This is a genomic window from Pseudomonas sp. RIT-PI-r (genome assembly GCF_001297015.1).
In the GTDB taxonomy this organism is placed as follows: domain Bacteria; phylum Pseudomonadota; class Gammaproteobacteria; order Pseudomonadales; family Pseudomonadaceae; genus Aquipseudomonas.
Genome location: NZ_LIGE01000013.1, coordinates 21,531 through 43,644 on the forward strand (window position 1 = coordinate 21,531; position 22,114 = coordinate 43,644).

18 protein-coding genes are annotated in these 22,114 nt (G+C 61.4%); 13 read left to right on the forward strand and 5 right to left on the reverse strand.

All coding sequences use genetic code 11. The annotated features are described in order from the left end of the window. Positions 1–21 precede the first annotated feature (21 nt). Positions 22–2,301 carry a phosphoenolpyruvate--protein phosphotransferase gene (ptsP, locus tag AK821_RS02815; protein WP_064388033.1) on the forward strand — a complete coding sequence of 760 codons (2,280 nt, stop codon included), beginning with the start codon at positions 22–24 and terminating at the stop codon, positions 2,299–2,301. Between the two features lie 208 nt (positions 2,302–2,509). On the opposite strand, the gene AK821_RS02820 is transcribed toward ptsP, so the two are convergent. Next, positions 2,510–3,256, reverse strand: a complete 747-nt coding sequence (locus AK821_RS02820) for an NRDE family protein (RefSeq protein ID WP_064388034.1) — start codon at positions 3,254–3,256, stop codon at positions 2,510–2,512. Positions 3,257–3,388: 132 nt separating this feature from the next. Between AK821_RS02820 and AK821_RS02825 the strand changes: the two genes are divergently transcribed. The 3 genes from AK821_RS02825 to AK821_RS02835 all read left to right on the forward strand — a co-directional run bounded on the left by AK821_RS02825 (position 3,389) and on the right by AK821_RS02835 (position 6,086). After that, a complete protein-coding gene (locus AK821_RS02825; RefSeq protein WP_034153705.1) occupies positions 3,389–4,171 on the forward strand; it encodes a sulfite exporter TauE/SafE family protein in 783 nt (260 codons plus the stop codon). 77 nt (positions 4,172–4,248) lie between these two features. After that, complete coding sequence (gene lgt / locus AK821_RS02830) at positions 4,249–5,064, forward strand: prolipoprotein diacylglyceryl transferase (protein WP_007913003.1); 816 nt, start codon at positions 4,249–4,251, stop codon at positions 5,062–5,064. A 50-nt stretch (positions 5,065–5,114) separates the two neighbouring features. Beyond that, on the forward strand, positions 5,115–6,086 hold the full coding sequence (locus AK821_RS02835) for a thymidylate synthase (RefSeq protein WP_064388035.1): 972 nt from the start codon (positions 5,115–5,117) through the stop codon (positions 6,084–6,086). Between the two features lie 125 nt (positions 6,087–6,211). On the opposite strand, the gene cadR is transcribed toward AK821_RS02835, so the two are convergent. Continuing rightward, positions 6,212–6,661 (reverse strand): Cd(II)/Pb(II)-responsive transcriptional regulator, encoded by a 450-nt coding sequence (gene cadR, locus AK821_RS02840; protein WP_064388036.1) that lies wholly within the window; start codon positions 6,659–6,661, stop codon positions 6,212–6,214. Between the two features lie 84 nt (positions 6,662–6,745). On the opposite strand from cadR, the gene AK821_RS02845 reads away from it, so the two are divergent. From AK821_RS02845 to AK821_RS02875, 7 genes are all read left to right on the forward strand, one after another. Beyond that, positions 6,746–9,055, forward strand: coding sequence for a heavy metal translocating P-type ATPase (locus AK821_RS02845; protein WP_064388037.1), 2,310 nt, complete (start codon positions 6,746–6,748; stop codon positions 9,053–9,055). A gap of 13 nt (positions 9,056–9,068) precedes the next feature. Continuing rightward, positions 9,069–9,932: a LysR family transcriptional regulator gene (locus AK821_RS02850; RefSeq protein ID WP_064388038.1), complete on the forward strand. Its 864-nt coding sequence runs from the start codon at positions 9,069–9,071 to the stop codon at positions 9,930–9,932. 223 nt (positions 9,933–10,155) lie between these two features. Then, entirely contained in the window at positions 10,156–11,232 is a 1,077-nt protein-coding gene (locus tag AK821_RS02855) for a putative 2-aminoethylphosphonate ABC transporter ATP-binding protein (RefSeq protein WP_064388039.1), read from the forward strand. Beyond that, a complete protein-coding gene (locus AK821_RS02860; protein ID WP_064388040.1) occupies positions 11,232–12,956 on the forward strand; it encodes a putative 2-aminoethylphosphonate ABC transporter permease subunit in 1,725 nt (574 codons plus the stop codon). The genes AK821_RS02855 and AK821_RS02860 overlap by 1 nt, the downstream gene beginning before the upstream one ends. Before the next feature lie 35 nt (positions 12,957–12,991). Then, positions 12,992–14,017 (forward strand): putative 2-aminoethylphosphonate ABC transporter substrate-binding protein, encoded by a 1,026-nt coding sequence (locus AK821_RS02865; RefSeq protein ID WP_064388041.1) that lies wholly within the window; start codon positions 12,992–12,994, stop codon positions 14,015–14,017. Positions 14,018–14,135: 118 nt separating this feature from the next. Beyond that, positions 14,136–15,269 (forward strand): TIGR03364 family FAD-dependent oxidoreductase, encoded by a 1,134-nt coding sequence (locus tag AK821_RS02870; RefSeq protein ID WP_064388042.1) that lies wholly within the window; start codon positions 14,136–14,138, stop codon positions 15,267–15,269. Beyond that, positions 15,269–15,826 carry a phosphonate degradation HD-domain oxygenase gene (locus AK821_RS02875; RefSeq protein ID WP_064388043.1) on the forward strand — a complete coding sequence of 186 codons (558 nt, stop codon included), beginning with the start codon at positions 15,269–15,271 and terminating at the stop codon, positions 15,824–15,826. Before AK821_RS02870 ends, AK821_RS02875 begins: the two co-directional genes overlap by 1 nt. A gap of 103 nt (positions 15,827–15,929) precedes the next feature. On the opposite strand, the gene AK821_RS02880 is transcribed toward AK821_RS02875, so the two are convergent. After that, positions 15,930–17,306, reverse strand: coding sequence for a GTPase/DUF3482 domain-containing protein (locus AK821_RS02880; protein ID WP_064388044.1), 1,377 nt, complete (start codon positions 17,304–17,306; stop codon positions 15,930–15,932). Next, positions 17,299–18,672 carry a DUF2868 domain-containing protein gene (locus tag AK821_RS02885; RefSeq protein WP_064388045.1) on the reverse strand — a complete coding sequence of 458 codons (1,374 nt, stop codon included), beginning with the start codon at positions 18,670–18,672 and terminating at the stop codon, positions 17,299–17,301. The genes AK821_RS02880 and AK821_RS02885 overlap by 8 nt, the downstream gene beginning before the upstream one ends. A gap of 85 nt (positions 18,673–18,757) precedes the next feature. Here AK821_RS02885 and AK821_RS02890 point away from each other — a divergent pair, with 85 nt between their 5' ends. Continuing rightward, the gene (locus AK821_RS02890) at positions 18,758–19,270 is read left to right on the forward strand and encodes a dihydrofolate reductase (RefSeq protein ID WP_064388046.1); all 513 of its coding nucleotides are present in this window, start codon (positions 18,758–18,760) and stop codon (positions 19,268–19,270) included. Between the two features lie 104 nt (positions 19,271–19,374). Here AK821_RS02890 and AK821_RS02895 read toward each other — a convergent pair whose 3' ends face one another. After that, positions 19,375–20,766 carry an L-cystine transporter gene (locus AK821_RS02895; RefSeq protein ID WP_064388047.1) on the reverse strand — a complete coding sequence of 464 codons (1,392 nt, stop codon included), beginning with the start codon at positions 20,764–20,766 and terminating at the stop codon, positions 19,375–19,377. 241 nt (positions 20,767–21,007) lie between these two features. Between AK821_RS02895 and AK821_RS02900 the strand changes: the two genes are divergently transcribed. Then, positions 21,008–22,069 carry a phosphorylcholine phosphatase gene (locus tag AK821_RS02900; RefSeq protein WP_064388048.1) on the forward strand — a complete coding sequence of 354 codons (1,062 nt, stop codon included), beginning with the start codon at positions 21,008–21,010 and terminating at the stop codon, positions 22,067–22,069. The last annotated feature ends 45 nt before the right edge of the window (positions 22,070–22,114 follow it).

Genomic DNA, 22,114 nt, shown 5'->3' on the forward strand with positions numbered 1-22,114 from the left:
GACGGAGTTCGACCCCGAGCCATGCTCAATACGCTGCGCAAGATCGTCCAGGAAGTTAACTCCGCCAAGGATCTCAAGGCGGCGTTGGGGATTATTGTGTTGCGCGTCAAAGAGGCCATGGGCAGCCAGGTCTGCTCGGTCTACCTGCTTGATCCCGAGACCAACCGCTTCGTCCTGATGGCCACCGAGGGCTTGAACAAGCGCTCGATCGGCAAGGTCAGCATGGCACCCAACGAAGGTCTGGTGGGTCTGGTCGGCACGCGTGAAGAACCCCTGAACCTCGAAAACGCTGCGGATCACCCGCGCTACCGTTACTTCGCCGAAACCGGTGAAGAGCGGTATGCCTCGTTCCTCGGTGCACCGATCATCCACCACCGCCGCGTCGTCGGCGTGTTGGTCATCCAGCAAAAGGAACGCCGTCAGTTCGACGAAGGTGAAGAAGCCTTCCTCGTGACCATGAGCGCGCAGCTCGCCGGCGTTATCGCCCACGCCGAGGCCACAGGTTCGATCCGGGGTCTGGGCCGTCAGGGCAAAGGCATTCAGGAAGCCAAGTTCGTCGGCGTGCCGGGTTCGCCGGGTGCGGCGGTCGGTACTGCAGTGGTCATGCTGCCGCCGGCTGATCTGGACGTGGTGCCGGACAAGACCATCACCGACATCAACGCCGAGCTGGCGCTGTTCAAGACCGCCATCGAAGGCGTGCGCGCCGACATGCGCGCGTTGTCCGCCAAGCTTGCGACCCAGTTGCGCCCGGAAGAGCGTGCGTTGTTCGACGTCTACCTGATGATGCTCGACGATGCCTCGCTGGGCAGCGAAATCACCACCGTGATCAAGACCGGCCAGTGGGCCCAGGGCGCGCTGCGCCAGGTGGTCACGGAACACGTCAACCGTTTCGAACTGATGGACGACGCCTACCTGCGTGAGCGTGCGTCGGATGTCAAAGACCTCGGTCGGCGCCTGCTCGCCTACTTGCAGGAAGAGCGTCAGCAGAACCTGGTCTACCCGGAAAAGACCATTCTGGTCAGTGAAGAGCTGACGCCGGCGATGCTCGGCGAAGTGCCGGAAGGCACGCTGGTCGGTCTGGTCTCGGTACTCGGTTCGGGTAACTCGCACGTGGCGATCCTGGCCCGGGCCATGGGCATTCCGACGGTGATGGGTCTGGTCGACCTGCCGTACGCCAAGGTCGACGGCATCGAAATGATCGTCGACGGCACACGCGGCGAGGTTTACACCAACCCGAGCGAAGTGCTGCGCAAGCAGTTCGCCGAAGTCGTCGAAGAAGAGAAACAACTGGCGCTGGGCCTCGATACCCTGCGCGACCTGCCGTGCGTGACCCTCGATGGTCACCGCATGCCGCTGTGGGTCAACACCGGTCTGCTGGCCGATGTGGCGCGGGCGCAGAAGCGTGGTGCCGAGGGTGTCGGCCTGTACCGCACCGAAGTGCCGTTCATGATCAACCAGCGCTTCCCGAGCGAGAAAGAACAACTGGCGATCTACCGCGAGCAGCTCGCCGCGTTCCACCCGCAACCGGTGACCATGCGCAGCCTCGACATCGGCGGTGACAAGTCGCTGTCGTACTTCCCGATCAAGGAAGACAACCCGTTCCTCGGCTGGCGCGGTATTCGCGTGACTCTCGACCACCCGGAAATCTTCCTGGTGCAGACCCGCGCGATGCTCAAGGCCAGCGAAGGCCTGAACAACCTGCGGATTCTGCTGCCGATGATCTCCGGCACCCACGAACTCGAAGAAGCCCTGCACCTGATCCATCGGGCCTGGGGCGAAGTGCGCGACGAAGGCACCGACGTGCCGATGCCGCCGATTGGCGTGATGATCGAAATTCCGGCGGCGGTGTATCAGACCAAGGAACTGGCGCGGATGGTCGACTTCCTGTCCGTCGGTTCCAACGACTTGACCCAGTACCTGCTGGCGGTCGACCGCAACAACCCACGTGTGGCCGATCTCTACGATTATCTGCATCCGGCGGTGCTGCAAGCCCTGCAAACCGTGGTGCGCGATGCCCATGCCGAAGGTAAACCGGTGAGTATCTGCGGCGAGATGGCCGGTGATCCGGCGGCGGCGGTGCTGTTGATGGCGATGGGCTTCGACAGTTTGTCGATGAACGCCACCAACTTGCCGAAAGTGAAGTGGATGCTGCGCCAGGTCAATCTGAGCAAGGCCAAGGATTTGCTGGCGGAGCTGATGACCATTGATAACCCGCAAGTTATCCACAGCTCGCTGCAATTGGCGCTGAAGAACCTTGGGTTGTCGAAGATGCATCCGCCGGCAGTGGTCAAAGCGCTCTGAAGATCAAAAGCCCCTCATCGGAACGCCGCCCGCCTAACCCTCTCCCGGAGGGAGAGGGGACTGATTGGGGGATGCTGCAGAACTCCACCGATCTGAAAGTTCTGTGTTGAATCCATAATCAACTCAGTCTTTCAGGTCGATGTATGGCCCAAGACACCCCGGTCGGCCCCCTCTCCCTTTGGGAGAGGGCTGGGGTGAGGGTTTGCTCTTAGACACAAACCTCAACTTCCCCAAGATGCCCGCCATACGGCCCAAAACTCCGCTCGACCATCCGCCGCGCCCCATCCGCCTGCACAATCAACGCCGTACTCGCCCGCGTCCCGTAACTCTGGCTGGCAATAAACACACTCGACAACAATGACTCCGTCGCCATCCCCACCCCGGTATCCGGCAATTCCGCTTCCGGCGCGGTCTGCGCATCACTCAACAACCCCAGCAACCGCGCAGGCGTCGGATCATCCAGCACTGCACCCAACGCAGCCTTGGCCTTGAGCAACTTCGGCCACGGCGTATCCAGCCCGGCATTGGATAACCCATAGACGCCCGATTCCAGCATCACCGGTTCCGACAGCCGCGCATTGAAATGCCACAGCTCATGACTATTGCCGAGCAGCAGGTTGAACCCGGCATATTCCGCCGAACGCCCAACCACATCGATCAAATAATCATCAATCGACAGATCACCGGTCAGAAACCGCGCCACCAGTTCCCCTCGCGATTTACGCGCCGGCGGCTGCTGCGGATCACGAATATTGGTCAGCGCCGCAAAGCGCCCGTTAGCACCAATCCCCAGCCAGGTGCCGCCGGCTTCAAGATCACGCCCGGCATGCACATGCGGCGCTTCCGGCCATTGCGCCAGCGGCAGGCTCGGCCGGGCGTAGAATTCGTCACGGTTGGCCGCGACGATCAGCGGCTGGGCATGGCCCGGGCGCCAGGCGAAAACAATCAGGCACATAAGGTGGTCCTTGTGTGTTTTTTGCTCACTCTACGCATCCGGCGTCCGTGCATCCATCGCCAGTGGAGCCAAAGGGTGTGCATCCGTTACCATGCCGCTCCGGTTTTGGGGATGCGGTCTGGGGAGACGGTCATGGAATTTCTGCTCTATCTGGCGCTGGGCGCCTGTGCGGGCGTGCTGGCCGGACTGTTTGGCGTCGGCGGCGGGATCATCATCGTCCCGGTGCTGGTGTTCAGTTTCACCTTGCAGGGCTTTGATCAATCGATTCTCACCCATCTGGCGGTCGGCACGTCGCTGGCGACGATCATCTTCACCTCGGTCAACGCCGTGCGTGAGCATCATCGACGAGGCGCGGTGCGCTGGCCGATCTTCATGTGGATGGCCGTCGGCATTCTGCTCGGTGCAGGTTTCGGTGCGCTGACCGCTGAAGCGATTTCCGGCCCGCACTTGCAAAAGATCATCGGCGTGTTTGCCTTGATCATCTCGGTGCAACTGGCGCTGGACATCAAACCCAAGGCCAGCCGAACGGTGCCGGGTAAACTCGGTCTGACCGTGGCCGGCAGCATCATCGGCTGGGCCTCGGCGATATTTGGCGTCGGCGGTGGTTCGCTGACCGTGCCGTTCCTGACCTGGCGCAGTGTGCCGATGCAGCAAGCGGTGGCAACGTCATCGGCCTGCGGTCTGCCGATTGCCTTGGTCAGTGCATTAAGTTTCATGATTCTGGGCTGGCACGATCCGTTGTTGCCGCCGCATAGTCTCGGTTTTGTGTATTTGCCGGCGTTGTTGGGCATCGCCCTGACCAGCATGGTCTTCGCCCGTATCGGCGCGCGTTTGGCGCATCGGTTGTCGCCGCGCTTGCTGAAACGGCTGTTCGCCGCTTTGCTGTTCAGCGTGGGTGTGAGCTTCCTGCTGTAACCGTCGCAATCCTGGCTTAATCCTGAGGTGGCAGCGTCGCCCGGGAATTTTGGTTTCAACTCTAACGAGGAGTCGCAATGCTGCCTTACCCGCAGATCGACCCGGTGGCACTGGCCATCGGTCCGCTGAAAATCCACTGGTACGGTCTGATGTACCTGATCGGCATCGGCGGTGCGTGGCTGCTGGCGTCGCGCCGGCTCAACCGTTTCGACCCGACCTGGACCAAGGAGAAACTCTCCGACATGGTCTTCTGGATGTCGATGGGCGTGATCGTCGGCGGACGTCTGGGCTATGTGCTGTTCTACGATCTGAGCGCTTATCTGGCCAACCCGACGCTGATTTTCGAAGTGTGGAAGGGCGGCATGTCGTTCCACGGCGGCTTCATCGGGGTGATGCTGGCCGCGTTGTGGTTCGGCAAGCGCAATGGCAAGTCGTTCTTCCAGTTGATGGACTTCGTCGCGCCAATGGTGCCGATCGGTCTGGGCGCCGGGCGCATCGGTAACTTCATCAACGCCGAGTTGTGGGGCAAAGCCACCGACGTGCCGTGGGCCATGGTCTTCCCGCCATTCAGCGATCCGGCGCAGCTGCCGCGTCACCCGTCGCAGCTGTATCAGTTCGCGCTCGAAGGCGTGGCGCTGTTCCTGATCCTGTGGATTTTCTCGCGCAAACCGCGTCCGACCATGGCCGTTTCCGGCATGTTCGCGCTGTTCTACGGCATCTTCCGTTTCATCGTCGAATTCGTCCGCGTACCGGATGCGCAGTTGGGCTACTTGGCCTGGAACTGGCTGACCATGGGCCAGGTGCTCTGCGTGCCGATGATCGTCGGCGGGCTGTTCCTGATCTGGCTGGCCTATCGTCGCGCACCGGCAGCACCGCTCGCGCCGACGGCTTAAACTACGAACCCCGGCGCGCGACGCCGGGGCTCAAAGGACACAGGTAACTCATGAAGCAATATCTCGAACTGGTCTCGCACGTCATCAAGAACGGCAGCAAACAGGCCAACCGCACCGGCATCAACACCATCAGCTTTCCGGGTGCGATGCTGCGTTTCGATCTGCAGGAAGGTTTTCCGGCGATCACCACGCGCAAAATGGCCTTCAAATCGGCCATCGGCGAGATGTGCGGATTTCTCCGTGGCGTGAACAACGCCGCTGAATTCCGTGCGCTGGGCTGCAAGGTCTGGGACCAGAACGCCAACGAAAACGCGCAGTGGCTGGCCAACCCGTTCCGTCAGGGCGATGACGACCTCGGCGAAATCTACGGCGTGCAATGGCGCAAATGGCCGGCGTACAAGCAGATCCCGCTGAGCAACACCGCCGCCATCGAGCAAACCTTGAGCAACGGCTACAAGCAGATTGCCCAAGGCGAAGAAGACGGCCAGGCCTACGTGGTGCTGTACAAAGCCATCGACCAGGTGCGCCAGTGCGTCGACACGATCATCAACGATCCGGGCAGCCGACGTATTCTGTTCCACGGCTGGAACGTCGCCCAGCTGGATGAAATGGCCCTGCCGCCGTGCCATCTGCTGTACCAGTTCCACCCGAATGTCGAGACCAAGGAAATTTCCCTGACCCTCTACATCCGCTCCAACGATCTGGGTCTGGGCACACCGTTCAACCTCACCGAAGGCGCTGCGCTGCTAAGCCTGATCGGTCGCCTGACCGGCTACACGCCGCGCTGGTTCACCTATTTCATCGGTGATGCGCACGTCTACGAGAACCATCTGGACATGCTCAACGAACAGCTCAAGCGCGAGCCGTTCGCCATGCCTAAGCTGAAAATCTCCGATCGCGTGCCGGAGTTTGCCAAGACTGGCGTGTATCAGCCGGAATGGCTGGAACTGGTCGAGCCGAGCGACTTCTCGCTGGAAGGCTATGAGCACCACGCGCCAATGACCGCGCCAATGGCGGTCTAAGCCGTTGCATAAAACCCCTGTGGGAGCGAGCCTGCTCGCGAAGAGGGCGTGTCAGTCATAGAGATGTCGACTGATACACCGCTTTCGCGAGCAGGCTCGCTCCCACATTTGGTTTTGCGTGAGTCTTAATGGCCGTGGCTGCGGCCTACGTGGGAGTGTTCCACTTCCGTCACGACAACCCCGCCACTCACTTCCAGCCGCTGCAATATCCCGCATTGATCAGCCATCGGCCCTTCGCCACAACGTTGGCGCAGGTCGAGCAGCTGTGTCTGCAACGCCAACAAGCCATCAATCCGCGCCTTCACATGCTGAATGTGCTCGTCGATCAGCGTATTCACGCTTTCACACTGATCCTGCGGGCTGTCACGCATGGCCAGCAGGCTGCGGATTTCTTCGAGGGTCATGTCGAGGGTGCGGCAGTTGCGGATGAAGGTCAGGCGTTCGGCGTGGGCCTGAGTGTAGACGCGGTAGTTGCCGTCGCTGCGGGCCGGTTCCGGCAGCAGGTTTTCGCGCTCGTAATAGCGGATGGTTTCCACGGCGCAATCGGTAAGTCTGGCCAGTTCTCCGATCTTCATGACGGCAATCTCCAAAAGGGTGCTTGACCCTATAGTGGCTACAGGGTCTTTACTTGGCAACAGGCACCTTCACGGACGCGACCAATGAGCGATTCCCAGCACACCCATAAGCCCGGCGACGGCCACGATCACAGTCATAAGCTGCAGCCTGTGCATAAACATGCGCATGGTGGCGATTCCTGCTGCGGGTCGAAAGCCGTGGCGCCTGCGCCGGTTCACGCGAGCGAAGACTCCTGCTGCTCTTCGAAAGTCGCTGCGCCTGCGTTGGTGCAATTGAGCGAAAAAACCAGTGCCGATGCGCGCCTGAGCAGCTTCCGCATCGAGGCGATGGACTGCCCGACCGAGCAAAGCCTGATCCAGAACAAGCTCGGCAAACTCGCCGGTGTGCAGCAACTGGAATTCAATCTGATCAATCGCGTACTCGGTGTGACCCACAATCTGCCAGGCACCGAACCGATCATCGAGGCGATCAAATCCCTCGGCATGCACGCCGAGCCGCTGGAGGCGGGCGTCGAAGCGCCGGCCCCGGCCCCGGTTAAAAAACACTGGTGGCCGCTGGCGCTGTCCGGTATCGGCGCGCTCGCCGCTGAAGTCATCCACTTCACCAACGCGGCACCGACCTGGGTGGTGGCGATCATCGCGCTGGTGTCGATCCTCAGCGGTGGCCTGACCACTTATAAAAAGGGCTGGATCGCCCTGAAGAACCGCAACCTCAACATCAACGCGCTGATGAGCATCGCCGTCACCGGTGCCATCCTCATCGGCCAATGGCCGGAAGCGGCGATGGTGATGTTCCTGTTCACCGTCGCCGAGTTGATCGAAGCGCGCTCGCTGGACCGTGCGCGCAACGCGATCAGTGGCCTGATGCAGATGACGCCGGAGCAAGCCACGGTGTTGCAGGCTGACGGTTCGTGGGTCGAACAGGACGTGAAAAGCGTCGAACTCGGCGCCCGTGTGCGGGTGAAGCCCGGCGAGCGGATTGCTTTGGACGGCGAAGTGCTCAGCGGCAACTCGACCATCGACCAGGCACCGATCACCGGCGAAAGCCTGCCGGTCGAAAAAACCGTCGGTGATAAAGTCTTCGCCGGCACCATCAACCAGGCCGGTTCGCTGGAATACACGGTGACCGCAGCGGCGAACAATTCGACTCTGGCGCGCATCATCCACGCCGTCGAACAGGCCCAAGGTGCACGCGCACCGACTCAGCGCTTCGTCGATCAGTTTTCGAAAATCTACACGCCGGTGGTGTTCGTCTTTGCCTTGGCCGTGGCGATCATTCCGCCGCTGTTCATGGGCGCCGTGTGGTTTGACTGGATCTACCGCGCGCTGGTGTTGCTGGTGGTCGCGTGCCCATGTGCACTGGTGATTTCCACCCCGGTGACCATCGTCAGCGGCCTCGCCGCAGCGGCGCGCAAAGGCATTCTGGTCAAGGGCGGCGTGTACCTGGAGGGCGGTTTCAAACTGGATTATCTGGCGCTGGATAAAACCGGCACGATCACCCATGGCAAACCGGTGCAGACCGATTACCTGTCCCTCGACTCAATCGCCGATGCCACGGCGCCGGCCATCGCTGCGGCATTGGCCGGTCGCTCCGATCACCCGGTGTCGCTGGCCATCGCCAACGCTGCTGTGGATAAAAACTTCGCCGCGCTGATTGTGGATAACTTCGAAGCGCTGGGCGGTCGTGGCGTCAAAGGTGAGATCAACGGCCAGACCTATCATTTGGGCAACCATCGTCTGGTCGAAGAACTCGGTTTGTGCTCGCCGGCACTTGAAGAAAAACTCTTCGCCCTGGAGAAACAGGGCAAATCCGTGGTGCTGCTGCTCGACAGCTCCGGCCCGCTGGCGCTTTTCGCCGTGGCCGATACCGTCAAGGAAACCAGCCGCGAAGCGATCCGCCAGTTGCACGAACTGGGGGTGAAAACCCTGATGCTGACTGGCGACAACGTCCACACCGCCCAGGCGATTGCCGCGCAGGTCGGCATCGACGAGGCCCGTGGCGATTTGCTGCCGACCGACAAACTGCAAGCCATCGAAAACCTTTATGCACAGGGTCGGCGGGTCGGCATGGTCGGCGACGGCATCAACGACGCGCCGGCACTGGCCCGCGCCGAGATCGGTTTTGCCATGGCTGCTGCCGGTACTGATACCGCGATTGAAACCGCCGATGTCGCCCTGATGGACGATGATCTGCGCAAGATCCCGGCGTTCATCAGCCTGTCGCGCAATACCGCGAGCATCCTGAAACAGAACATCGCGCTGGCGCTGGTGATCAAGGCTATCTTTCTTGCGGTAACCTTCGCCGGGCTCGCCACCATGTGGATGGCGGTGTTTGCCGACATGGGCGTGAGCCTGTTGGTGGTGTTCAACGGTTTGCGCCTGCTGCGCAAATAGATGAGGAAAAGTTGTGCTGAGTGCCGAGCTGAAAGCGTTTTACATGGTCGCCCGCTTGGGCAGCATCACGCTGGCGGCGAAAAAACTCGGCCTCAGCCAACCGACCGTGACCACGCAGATCCGCAATCTGGAAAGTCAGTATTCGGTGGAACTGTTCTACCGTGGCGGTCGACGCCTGAGCGTCAGCGACGAAGGCGCGCGGTTGCTGCCGATGGTCAAGACGCTGTTGCAGCAGGAAGCCGACATCGAATTTTTCCTGCGCAACAGCGGTCAGGTGCAGGGCACGTTGCGCATCGCCGCTACGGCGCCTTATTACATCCTCGATCTGGTGAAGACCTTTCGCGAGCGCCTGCCGCAGGTGGAAGTGTCGGTGGAAATCGGCAATTCGCAGCAGGTGCTCGAAGCGTTGGAGGACTATCGGGTGGATATCGCCGCGTCGTCGCAATTGCTCGATGACGCGCGGTTGATCCGCCGGGTGCTGGGCACGGATCCGCTGGTTCTGGCGGTGCATCGCAATCATCCGCTGGCGGCACAGGAACATGTGGCGTTGAGTGCACTGGCCGGGCACACGTTGTTGATGCGTGAATCCGGTTCGACTACACGGCGGTTGACCGAAGAGTTGCTGGCGACTGCGGGGGTGAGTTTCGGTCCGTTGCTGGAGATTGGCAGTCGTGAGTCGATTCGTGAGGCGGTGTTGCGCAATATCGGCATCAGCATCATTGCCCGCCAGGAAGTGCCGCATGATCCGCAGTTGCGCGTGCTGACGATCGAGAATGCGCCGCAGATTCCTGAGTACCTTTACTGCCTGAAAGAAAGGAAGGGAGCGCGGTTGCCGGCGGCGTTCCTCGGTTTGGCTCAGGAAATGTCTCCGGCCTGAGATCTTCAGTGCCTGAGAAGGCCTCATCGCGAGCAGGCTCACTCCTACATTTGAAATGCATTCCCCTGTAGGAGTGAGCCTGCTCGCGATTGCGATACATCAAACGCCCCATCACTTGAACCAAAATCCCCGAATACCACTATCGGCCGTTTTTGCCTCACTGCCACATGACGGACGCATTACAACTCTAGGATTGGCCCCATCTGCTTGATGAGGTCTGTCCATGAATCCTGCCATCGCAACTGCCCTGACCAACCCCGGTGCGCCGATGAAAGTGCGCGGCGTGCAGAAACGTTTCGGCGCGTTTACTGCGCTGGATAATGTCTCCCTCGACGTCGCCGCCGGTGAACTGGTGTGCCTGCTCGGCCCGTCGGGCTGCGGTAAAACCACCTTGCTGCGCTGCATCGCCGGTCTGGAGAAGCAGGACAGCGGCGAGCTGTACCTCGGTGACCGCGACGTCTCGCACCTCGCCCCGCAAGCCCGCGACTACGGGATTCTGTTCCAGTCCTACGCGCTGTTCCCCAATCTGACCGTCGAGGCGAACATTGCCTACGGCCTCGCTGGCAGCGGTCGCGATGAAGTGCGCCAGCGCGTCGGACAGATGCTGGAACTGGTCGGCCTCACCGGCAGCGAGAAAAAGTACCCCGGCCAGTTGTCCGGCGGCCAGCAACAGCGCGTTGCTCTGGCTCGGGCCTTGGCGCCGGCACCGTCGCTGCTGTTGCTCGATGAACCGATGTCCGCCCTCGACGCTCGTGTCCGTGAGCATCTGTGTACCGAACTGCGCCAACTGCAACGCAGCCTCGGCATCACCACCCTGATGGTCACGCACAATCAGGACGAAGCGATGCTCATGGCTGATCGCATCGCCGTGATGAACAACGGCCGCGTCGAGCAGTACGCCACCCCGCAGGAAATCTACAACCGTCCGGCCACACCGTTCGTGGCCGAGTTCGTCGGGCAGGGCAACTGGCTGCCATTCCAGCGCAGCAGTGACAGCCACGCGCAAGTCGGCGGGATGAACCTGCGCCTCAGCGACGGCAGCGTTCAGCGTGCTTCGGGTCGTCTGTTCTGCCGTCCGGAGGCGATCAACGTCAATCCGCCGGTGCATGAAGAAAACCTGTTCCCGGCCAAAGTCCGCGAAATCACCTTCCTCGGCAACCGCTGCCGCATGAGCTTCGAACTCGATCAGCTGCCGGGCCACGCCTTGCTCGCCGAACTCGCGCCGGAAGCCATGCCGCGCCTCGGCGCCCAGCAAATCATGGTCGCCTTGCCGCCGCGCAGCCTGCAGGTGTTTGCCTGATGAACAGCAATCTCGCGCTGCCGCTACCGCACAAGCAGGTGCGACAGTCCACGAAAGCCGAGATCGGCGATCGCATTTTTGTCGTCGGCGGCAAAGTTCTTTTGCTGGTGTTGCTCGGCGTCGCGGTGTTGCTGCCGCTGCTGGCGATCTTCTGGCGCGGCTTCAGCAGTGAAGCCGGGCAGGGCGGTGGCTGGCTCGCGGCGAAGGAACTGGTGACCAGCGAGAATTTCCACTGGCTACTCGGCAACAGCTTGAAAGTTTCCCTCAGCGTTGCGGCCATCGTCGTACCGCTGGCTTACCTGTTTGCCTACGCGTTGCAACGCACAATGATTCCGGCGAAGGGCATCTGGCGCGGGATTTCCCTGCTGCCGCTGATGGCGCCGTCGATGTTGCCGGGGATTGCGCTGGTTTATCTGTTCGGCAACCAAGGCATGTTGCGCGGGCTGCTCTCGGACAACATCTACGGGTTCTGGGGGATTGTGTTGGGCGAGGTGATTTACACCTTCCCGCATGCGCTGATGATTTTGCTCTCGGCGTTGTCGCTGGCCGATGCGCGGCTGTTCGATGCCGCATCGAGCATGGGCGCCAGTCCGGCCAAGGCGTTTCGCAGCATCACCTGGCCGGCGACGCGTCAGGCTGTGTTCGCCGCGTTCTGTCTGGTGTTCACCCTGACCATCACCGACTTCGGTGTGCCGGTGGTGGTCGGTGGCGACTATCAAGTGCTGGCGCTGGAAGCCTACAAAGCTGTGGTCGGCCAACAACAGTTCGGTCGCGGCGCATTGATCGGCATGGTGCTGTTGCTGCCGGCGCTGTTCAGCTTCGGCGTCGACGCCTGGCTACGTCGGCGTCACGGTGATTCCATGAGCGGTCGCGCGCAGGTGTTCAAACCGGCGCCGTCGAAGTTACGTGATGGCTGCTATCTGGCGATTGTCTTGCTGATCAGTGCCGCGTTGATTCTGGTGTTCGGCATGGCGGTGTTCTCCTCCTTGGTGAAATTCTGGCCGTACAACCTGTCGCTGTCACTCAACCACTACCAGTTCAACGAAACCGCTGGCGGTGGCTGGCTGGCTTACAGCAACAGTTTGAAGATGGCATTGGGCACGGCGCTGATCGGCAGCGTGCTGATTTTCACCGGCGCTTATCTGATGGAGAAAACCCGCAGCCAACGTGGCCTCAACCTGACCTTGCGCATGCTCAGTTTCGTGCCGATGGCGGTGCCGGGGCTGGTGCTCGGTCTCGGTTACGTCTTCTTCTTCAACCTCACGGGTAACCCGCTGCATGTGCTGTACGGGACGATGACGCTGCTGATCGTCTGCACCATTGCGCACTATCTGACCACTGCGCAGATGACCGCGACCACCGCGCTGCGCCAACTCGACGCCGAGTTCGAAGCCGCCGCGTTGTCGCTCAAGGCGCCGCTGTACCGCCACTACCTGCGCGTCACCGTGCCGATCTGCCTGCCGGCGCTGCTCGACATCGTGCGCTACCTGTTCGTCTCGGCGATGACCACGGTTTCTGCCGCGATCTTCCTCTACAGCCCCGACACCATCCTCGCGGCGGTCGCGGTGCTGAACATGGATGACGCCGGCAACGTCGGCGGCGCGGCGGCGATGTCGACCCTGATTCTGTTCACTTCGGCGGGCGTGTCCTTGCTGCTGGCGTGGGCTTCGCGCGGCTTGCTGCGCCGTTCTCAAGCCTGGCGGCAAACCGCGCCTGGTCACTGATTCACACCCTCAACTCAAAAGACAGGATACCGATCATGTTCAAGCCTTTGGCCCTGGCCGCTGCTGTGTTCGCTACTTTCAGCCTGAATGCCTTCGCGGCAAAAACCGAGTTGACGGTGTACACCGCCCTCGAAGCCGAACAACTGAAGTCCTACAAGGAAGCGTTCGAAAAGGCCAACCCGGACGTCGAGATAAAATGGGTACGTGATTCCACCGGGATCATCACCGCCAAACTGCTCGCCGAAAAGGCCCGTCCGCAGGCTGACGCGGTGTGGGGCCTGGCCGCTTCGAGCCTAGCGATCCTCGATCAGCAAGGCATGCTGCAAAGCTACGCGCCGAAGGATCTCGGCAAGATCGGCGCGAACTACCGCGACGCCGCCAACCCGCCAGCCTGGGTCGGCATGGACGTCTGGGCCGCAACGATTTGCTTCAACACCGTCGAGGCCGAGAAGCAAGGTCTGAGCAAGCCAGTGAGCTGGCAGGATCTGACCAAGCCTGAGTACAAGGGCAAGATCGTCATGCCCAACCCGGCGTCGTCCGGCACCGGTTTCCTCGACGTCAGCGCCTGGCTGCAAACCTTCGGCGAGAAGCAGGGCTGGGCCTACATGGACGGTCTGCACCAGAACATCGGCCAGTACGTTCACTCCGGTTCCAAGCCTTGCAAACTGGCGGCGGCGGGCGAGTTTCCGATCGGGATTTCCTTTGAATACCCAGCGGTACAGCTCAAGCGTCAAGGCGCGCCGCTGGACATCATTCTGCCGAAGGAAGGTCTGGGCTGGGAGATCGAAGCGACCGCCGTGATCAAAGGCACGCCGCATGAAGAGGCGGCGAAGAAACTGGCTGACTTCTCCGCCAGCGCTGAGGCGATGGATCTGTACAAGGAGAACTTCGCTGTTCTTGCGCAACCGGGCATCGCCAAGCCGCAGACCGAACTGCCGGCCGACTACGAGCAGCGCCTGATCAAGAACGACTTCGCCTGGGCCTCGAAGAATCGCGACGAAATCCTGACCGAGTGGCGCAAGCGCTATGACGGCAAGTCCGAGAAAGTGGCGGCCAAGTAAATCTTCGTAGTCTGATCGGGCCTCATCGCGAGCAGGCTCACTCCTACAGGGGAACGCATTCCAGCTGTAGGAGTGAGCCTGCTCGCGATTGCGGTCTTTCATTCAGGACATAATCCAGATGACACAACACAAAGACCTGCTGATCGTAGGCGCCGGCATTCTCGGCTTATCGCACGCCTACGCCGCCGCCAAACGCGGTCTCAAGGTCGCCGTTTTCGAACGCACCGCCACCCCTCTCGGCGCCTCGGTGCGCAACTTCGGTCAGGCCCTGGTCACCGGCCAACCACCCGGCCAAATGCTTGAGCTAGCCAAGGCCAGCCGCGAGATTTGGGGCGACTGGGCGCAACTCGCCGGCCTGCAAATCAAGCGCAACGGCTCTTATCTCTTCGCAAGAACCGAAGCCGAAGAGCACCTGCTCGACACCTTCTGCACCGGCCGCGCCATTGAGCACGGCTACAACGTCGACCTGCTGCGCGGCGCCGCGCTGCGTGATCTGTACAACGGCCAGTTCAGCCACCACCGCGCCGCCCTCCACGGCATCGACGATCAACAGCTGTATTCGCGTGAAGCGATCCCAGCGCTGATCGACTACCTGCGCCGCGACCTCGGCGTCGAGTTTCACTTCTCGACATTAGTGCGCGACGTAGAACCCGGTCACCTGCACAGTACCGTCGGCAGCTTCACCGCGAAGCAGATCATCGTCTGCTCCGGCCACGATTATCAAACCTTGCTCGCGGAGCCGATCGCCGCGCTCGACCCGCAAATCTGCCGCCTGCAAATGCTCCGCGCCAAACCGCAGATCGACCTGAATCTGCAGCACGCCTTGCTCACCGGCCTGAGCTGCGTGCACTACGGCGCCTTCGCCGATCTGCCGGAAGCGGCGGCGGTGCAGGCGCAGATCCTGCGTGAGCAACCGCACCTGCACGACAACGGCATCCACCTGCTGATCAGCCCGACGCCGTACGGCGAACTGATCATCGGCGACTCACACCATTACGGCAGCGACCCTTCACCGTTCAACGCCGAGCAAGTCGATAACTGGATGCTTGAGCTGGCCGAGCAGACGCTAGGCTGCAAAGTGCAAGTGGTCGAGCGTTGGCAGGGCGTCTATGGTGCTCGGGGGCCGGGGCCGTTTTCGTTCCTGCGTCCGGCACCAGGTTTAAGCGTCGCGCTGATGCACACCGGCGTCGGCATGAGCGTCGGCCCGGCGCTGGCTGAACGCAATGTTGCGCAGTTGCTGGAGGAAGTTTGATGACATTTCACGAGCAAGTCGTCGCGCGTGTATTCGGGTTGTATGAACGCTTCGGCGCCAGCGATTACATCGGCGAACCGGTGTCGCAGATCGAGCACATGTCCCAGGCCGCTGAACTGGGGATGGCCGAGGGTTTTGACGATGAAGTGGTGCTGGCGGCGTTCTTCCATGACATCGGCCATCTGTGTGCCGAGGGCGCGGAGAATATGGGCGGTTATGGCGTGGTCAGTCATGAGCGGCTCGGCGCGGATTATTTGCGTGAGGCCGGCTTCAGCGAGCGCATGGCGCGGTTGGTGGAATATCACGTGCAGGCCAAGCGGTATCTGACGTTGCGTGAGCCGGGGTATTTTGATCGGTTGAGTGAGGCGAGTCGGCGGACGCTGGAGTATCAGGGCGGGGTGATGACGGAGGCGGAGGCGGATGTGTTTGAGCGGGATCCGTTGTGTGCGGTCAGCTTGCGGATGAGGCAATGGGATGAGCTGGCCAAGGAGATGGCGGTGCCGGTGATTGATCTGGCCGTATTGAAGGAGAAAGCGGCGCGATTGTTGGCTGCGTAAGTCGCTGGAGCGAGGTGCTGCCATCGCGAGCAGGCTCACTCCTACAAGGTGAACGCGATCCACTGTAGGAGTGAGCCTGCTCGCGATAGCGCCAGATCAGCCGCTACAAATCTTTGGCCAAAGACTCAATCTGCTCCTGCCGCTCCGCCTGATTCAACTTCGCCTGCGGATTCAACGACGACCACTGCGGATGCGCCCGCGCCTTGTTCAGCGCTTCCGGCAACTTGCCCTCACGCCAGGTCTTGTCCTGCGGCGTCGCCACCTGAACCGCGTCCATCGCTGCATGCCCACGCTGATCCAGCGCCAACACCAACTGCCGCTGACGCAACGCCAACAACCGCAACACCCCGTCATCCACCGTCAGCTCACGCTGCCCTTTGATCTTGCCCAGCAAGCGACTGCCATAACTGCGCGCCGTCTGCAGCGCGCCACCGGCAATCGCCCCCGCCAACGCCGCTGCACCAAGAGTAATCCCGCCAACCAGCAAATCCACGCCAGCCCCGGCCGCCGCGCCGGCAGCAATCCCGCCGCCCACGCGCACACCGAGTTGCTTCAAGGTTTCCGGGTTGAACAGGTCATCGCCCCAACGCCCATCCAGCAACGGCAAATCACTCGCCGCCGCATCCTGCGGGCGAAACGCATAGAGCTTGAGCAACGCCTCAACACACTTCTGTTCGCGCTGGCGCACAGCCTTGCGCAGTTCGCTGATGGCCTGCTGTTCCCGCTCGGCCTCGCTGACCACACTGCGCCGGCAAGCCGCACAGTCGATCAATAATTCAGCAATCAAACGCGCCGCACTCTGCTGCCGTGCGAGGCGCTGCGCCTGCTGATCGGCTATCAACCGCTCCAGTTGTGGCCGGGCGTTTTCCAGCAGCAGCGCGAGGCTTTCATACAGCCGGCGCTCGCCATCTTCAGGCGGCGCCACGCTGTCGAAACGCACCAGCGCATGCAGCCCTAGCCGCGCCAGTGCCTCGCGCCAATCCGGCTCGCGATGATTGGCGCTGCTGACAAAATTCAGCACCGGCAGCAGCGGTTTGCCACAACTGGCGAGCACTTCCAGCTCATCACGATATTTAGCCAGCACCGGTTCGCGCGCGTCGATCACATACAACCCGGCGTCCGAGGCGAGCAGCTGTCGCAGGACTTTGGCTTCCTGCTCGAAACGCTGGCGCGCCTCGCTGCCGTCGAGAAACCGCGCCAGTCGCGCCGGGCCATCAAGACGTTCGCCAGGGCGTTCCAGGCGCTCAAGAAAATCCAGCAGGGCGATGGCGTCTTCCAGTCCCGGCGTGTCGTACAGGTCGAGCAACGGTTCGCCGTCTACCGACAACCGCGCGCCTTCGACATGCCGCGTGGTGCTCGGGCGATGCGAGACTTCGCCGAAGCCGACATCGCGGGTCAGCGTGCGCAGCAGGGAGGTCTTGCCGACGTTGGTGTGGCCGACCACCGCGAGTTTCAGCGGCGCTTTCCAGGCTTCAGTCATGGCCAGTCTCCAACCAGTTCAGCGGCGCGCAATCGGCAAACTTCAGATCAAGCTGTTGCAGCGCGATGTGCCAGTCGCCGAGGCGTTCGGCATCCAGTGCTTCGCCGGGCGGCGCTTGCAGCAGCCACACGCGGGTTTCGCCAGCGCTACGCGCCAGTTCAGCAATCAGCGCGAGGCTGCCGCGATCCGGCGAGCGCCGTGGATCGCAGGCAATCGCCAGACGTGCTGGCGGAAAGCGACTGAGTTGTTCGAGGAGTTTATGGCGTGATTCGCGGCTGTCGAGAATGCCGGCGTCGCTGACGTTTTTCGGCAATGCCGGTGGCCATGGGCGTTGTTCGTCGAGTTCGATGGCGACCAGCAACGCGCCTTCGCTGACCAGCTCACCAACGCTGCTTTCAACCCGATGCAATTGCGCAGGCTCCGGATCATTGACGCCGAGGCGTTCGCTGGTCGGCATCAGACGTTCGCGCAGCTGCGCGTAGCCGGGCAGGTTCAAGTCCAGACGCAGCGCGGCTTTGCCGCTGTTCCAGCGCCAGAAACACAACAGCGTCAGCAGCAGACGCGGTAGCACGCCGTAGACCACCAACACGCCGACCAGCCATGTCGCCCAGGCCTGACGGGCGCTTTCGATGTCGAGCGCGCCGTCGCCGCTGGCGCGGATCATCTCCACCGTCGGCACATTGAAACCGAGCAGCGACGGCAGATAGCCCAGAGCATGAGTGACGTTGATAAAGGTGTCGGCGCTGAGAATCGTGGTTTCCCAGACAAAGCCGTAGCGCCGGGTCGCCATCAATGTCAGCAGCAGAATCAATGCGCTGAACATCGCCAGCAGCCACAAACCGTTGACCAGCGAACCGAGCGCCCAGCGATTGAGTTTCTTGCGTTGCAGCATCAGCAGCAGGGCGGGCGCCAGTTGCGCGGCTTTGGCGTCGCGAGCCATTTTCTCGCTGAGCCATAACCACAACCGTCCGAGCGTGGCGCCGTGTTCGCCGGCAAAGATCAAACCCAGCAGCCAGCTCAGCAACAGAATCAGGTTCAGCCCGAGCAGACTGCCCAAGGCCCAGAACACATTGACCGGCGTTTGGCCGAGTGCGGCGAAGGCCAGACCGGCGCCGCTCAATACCGCGAAGATCATCAGCAACACCAGCGCCAGACGCGCGCCTTGCAGCCAGTGTCTGAGGGCATTGGTCAGCCCGTCACGCTCGGCCAGCCAAAGCGCGCGGCGTTGAATGCGGCCCGGCAGATCGCCGCCGGCCGTACGCGCCAGACGATTGGCTTCCAGGTCATCCAAGGGGCCTGCGTGTTCTTCGCGCAGGCGCACGGTCTCGGTGAGCCAGAGGTTTTGCAGTGGAGTCAGTTCAGTCACGCGGCATCCCGTCGCTCAATTGAGCGCTGAGCATAACCGCTGTGGCGCTTATCCGGGTACGCGCGGCTCTGGTATCCTCGCCGGCATGACTAAATCACTCCCCCTCAGCCTGATCGCAGCCCTTGGTGAAAACCGCGTGATCGGCGTCGACAACAGCATGCCCTGGCACCTGCCGGGGGACTTCAAATACTTCAAGGCCACGACGCTCGGCAAGCCGATCATCATGGGGCGCAAGACCTGGGATTCGCTCGGTCGTCCGCTGCCGGGGCGTTTGAACATCGTGGTCAGCCGTCAGGCCGATCTGCTGCTCGAAGGTGCCGAGGTGTATCCGTCGCTGGAAGCTGCCGTGGTTCGCGCCGAGGAATGGGCGAAGGCGCAGGGCGTTGATGAGCTGATGCTGATTGGTGGTGCGCAGTTGTACGCGCAAGGGCTGGCGCAGGCGGATCGTCTGTATCTGACCCGCGTGGCGTTGAGCCCGGAGGGGGATGCGTGGTTTCCTGAGTTTGATTTGGAGCAGTGGAAACTGGTGTCGAATGTGCCGAATCCGGCTGAAGGCGATAAACCTGCGTACAACTTCGAGGTTTGGGAAAAGGCTTAAAAAGCATCGTCGGAACGCCGCCCGGAGCAAGCTCACTCCTACAGGGGAACGCATTCCAATTGTAGGAGTGAGCCTGCTCGCGATAGCGGTCTGTCAGGCGCTACTTAAGCCTGAGCCAACTCCGCATGCTCATCAGCATCCAGCAACGCTTTATCGGTCTGCTGCATCACCTGACTGGTAATTGCCCCAGCGGTGATCGAACCACTCACGTTCAACGCCGTGCGCCCCATATCGATCAGCGGCTCAACCGAAATCAGCAACGCCACCAGTGACACCGGCAAGCCCATCGCCGGCAGCACGATCAGCGCCGCGAACGTCGCGCCGCCACCAACACCGGCTACGCCCGCCGAACTCAACGTCACAATCGCCACCAGCGTCGCGATCCACAGTGGATCCAGCGGGTTGATGCCCACGGTCGGCGCAACCATCACCGCCAACATCGCCGGGTACAGACCGGCGCAACCGTTCTGGCCGATGGTCGCACCGAACGAGGCGGCAAAACTCGCCACCGATTGCGGAATCCCCAGACGACGGGTCTGCGCCTCAATGCTCAGCGGAATGCTCGCCGCGCTGGAGCGGCTGGTGAACGCGAACGTCAGCACCGGCCAGATCTTGCGGAAGAATCGCAGCGGATTGATCCCGGCGGCCGACACCAGCAAACCGTGTACGACAAACATCAGGCCCAGACCGAGGTACGAGACCACGACGAAACTGCCGAGTTTGATGATGTCCTGCAGGTTGGAACCGGCGACCACTTTGGTCATCAGCGCCAAGACGCCGTACGGGGTCAGCTTCATCACCAGACGCACCAGACGCATTACCCAGGCTTGCAGGGTGTCGATGGCGTTGATCACTTTCTGACCTTTCTCGACGTCATCCTTGAGCAGTTGCAGCGCGGCAACCCCGAGGAATGCGGCGAAAATCACCACGCTGATGATCGAGGTCGGCTTGGCCCGCGCCAGGTCGGCGAACGGGTTTTGCGGGATGAACGACAGCAGCAGTTGCGGCACATTCAGGTCGGCGACTTTGCCGGCGTAGTCAGTCTGAATGGTTTGCAGGCGGGCCATTTCCTGGGTGCCGGCGACCAGACCTTCGGCGGTGAGGCCGAACAGGTTGGTCAGGCCGATACCGATCAGGGCGGCAATCGCGGTGGTGAACAGCAGGGTGCCGATGGTCAGGAAGCTGATCTTGCCCAGCGATGACGCGTTGTGCAGGCGTGCCACGGCGCTGAGTATCGAGGCGAACACCAGCGGGATGACGATCATTTGCAGCAACTGCACGTAGCCGTTGCCGACCAGATCGAACCAGCTGATCGAGGCTTTCAGCACCGGGTTACCGGCACCGTAAATGGTGTGCAGCGTGACGCCGAAGGCCACGCCCAGCGCGAGGGCGAGCAGGACTTTTTTCGCCAGGCTCCACGTGGTGTGGCGGGTTTGCGCCAGACCGAAGAGCAGGGCGAGGAACACCAGCAGATTGAGGATCAGCGGCAGATTCATGAAAACTCCGATAAGACTTGTGCCAGTCGCATTCTTGGGCAACTGCGAACCGGCAAGCCTAACAGTTTGATTTGCAATGATTTAATACCGAAATCGCAGGGCGTCCGTCGTTTTTGGAATAAGCGCGTGTCGCTCTCGGCAATGCATCTGGCGCAATAGGGACGTGAGCGGTCGCTGACAGACGAGGACTGTCACACTTATTTGTTAGCGTCGATCTCTTTGAATCAGGGAGAAGAGGCTTATGAAGTTTGCACCGAAATTTCTGGCTGTCGCACTGGCTGTGGGCATGGGTATGGCCACTCAGGCTTTCGCCACCGACCTGAAACACTGGCCGGCGGATCAGGCCAAGGCGCTGGACGCGATGATCGCCGCCAATGCCAACAAGGGTAACTACGCGGTGTTCGACATGGACAACACCAGTTACCGCTACGACCTCGAAGAGTCCTTGCTGCCGTTCATGGAAAACAAGGGCCTGATTACCCGCGACAAGCTCGATCCCTCCCTGAAACTGATGCCGTTCAAGGACACCGCCGACCACAAGGAGAGCCTGTTCAGCTACTACTATCGTCTCTGCGAAGTCGACGACATGGTCTGCTACCCGTGGGTGGCACAGGTGTTTTCCGGTTTCACCCTCAAAGAACTCAAAGGCTACGTCGACGAGCTGATGGCTTCGGGCAAACCGGTGCCGGCGACTTATTACGAAGGCGATGTGGTCAAGAAGCTCGACGTCAATCCGCCGAAGATCTTCACCGGCCAGCAAGAGCTGTACAACAAGCTGATGGAGAACGGCATCGAGGTCTACGTGATGACTGCCGCTTCTGAAGAGTTGGTGCGCATGGTCGCGGCAGATCCGAAGTATGGCTACAACGTCAAACCGCAGAACGTCATTGGCGTTTCGATGTTGCTCAAGGATCCGAAGACCGGCGAACTGACCACCGCGCGCAAACAGATCACCGCCGGTAAATATGACGAGAAGGCCAACCTCGGTCTGGAGCTGACCCCATACCTGTGGACCCCGGCGACCTGGATGGCCGGCAAGCACGCGGCGATTCTCACCTACATCGACGAATGGAAAAAACCGGTACTGGTTGGCGGCGATACCCCGACCAGCGATGGTTACATGCTGTTCCACGATGTCGACGTGGCCAAGGGCGGGATTCACTTGTGGATCAACCGCAAGGACAAGTACATGACGCAAATCAACGGCATGATGGCCAAGCACGCGGCGGCGCAGGCGAAAGAAGGGTTGCCGGTGACTGCGGACAAGAACTGGGTGATCGTCAAGCCTGAAGAAATTCAGTAAGACCGGGTCGCTCCCATCGCGAGCAGGCTCACTCCTACAATTGGA

Excerpts from the sequence above, each read along its gene's own strand:
- ptsP (WP_064388033.1), top strand. The coding sequence starts at position 22 with ATGCTCAATACGCTGCGCAAGATCGTCCAGGAAGTTAACTCCGCCAAG.
- AK821_RS02820 (WP_064388034.1), bottom strand. The coding sequence starts at position 3,256 with ATGTGCCTGATTGTTTTCGCCTGGCGCCCGGGCCATGCCCAGCCGCTG.
- AK821_RS02825 (WP_034153705.1), top strand. The coding sequence starts at position 3,389 with ATGGAATTTCTGCTCTATCTGGCGCTGGGCGCCTGTGCGGGCGTGCTG.
- lgt (WP_007913003.1), top strand. The coding sequence starts at position 4,249 with ATGCTGCCTTACCCGCAGATCGACCCGGTGGCACTGGCCATCGGTCCG.
- AK821_RS02835 (WP_064388035.1), top strand. The coding sequence starts at position 5,115 with ATGAAGCAATATCTCGAACTGGTCTCGCACGTCATCAAGAACGGCAGC.
- cadR (WP_064388036.1), bottom strand. The coding sequence starts at position 6,661 with ATGAAGATCGGAGAACTGGCCAGACTTACCGATTGCGCCGTGGAAACC.
- AK821_RS02845 (WP_064388037.1), top strand. The coding sequence starts at position 6,746 with ATGAGCGATTCCCAGCACACCCATAAGCCCGGCGACGGCCACGATCAC.
- AK821_RS02855 (WP_064388039.1), top strand. The coding sequence starts at position 10,156 with ATGAATCCTGCCATCGCAACTGCCCTGACCAACCCCGGTGCGCCGATG.
- AK821_RS02860 (WP_064388040.1), top strand. The coding sequence starts at position 11,232 with ATGAACAGCAATCTCGCGCTGCCGCTACCGCACAAGCAGGTGCGACAG.
- AK821_RS02865 (WP_064388041.1), top strand. The coding sequence starts at position 12,992 with ATGTTCAAGCCTTTGGCCCTGGCCGCTGCTGTGTTCGCTACTTTCAGC.
- AK821_RS02870 (WP_064388042.1), top strand. The coding sequence starts at position 14,136 with ATGACACAACACAAAGACCTGCTGATCGTAGGCGCCGGCATTCTCGGC.
- AK821_RS02875 (WP_064388043.1), top strand. The coding sequence starts at position 15,269 with ATGACATTTCACGAGCAAGTCGTCGCGCGTGTATTCGGGTTGTATGAA.
- AK821_RS02880 (WP_064388044.1), bottom strand. The coding sequence starts at position 17,306 with ATGACTGAAGCCTGGAAAGCGCCGCTGAAACTCGCGGTGGTCGGCCAC.
- AK821_RS02890 (WP_064388046.1), top strand. The coding sequence starts at position 18,758 with ATGACTAAATCACTCCCCCTCAGCCTGATCGCAGCCCTTGGTGAAAAC.
- AK821_RS02895 (WP_064388047.1), bottom strand. The coding sequence starts at position 20,766 with ATGAATCTGCCGCTGATCCTCAATCTGCTGGTGTTCCTCGCCCTGCTC.
- AK821_RS02900 (WP_064388048.1), top strand. The coding sequence starts at position 21,008 with ATGAAGTTTGCACCGAAATTTCTGGCTGTCGCACTGGCTGTGGGCATG.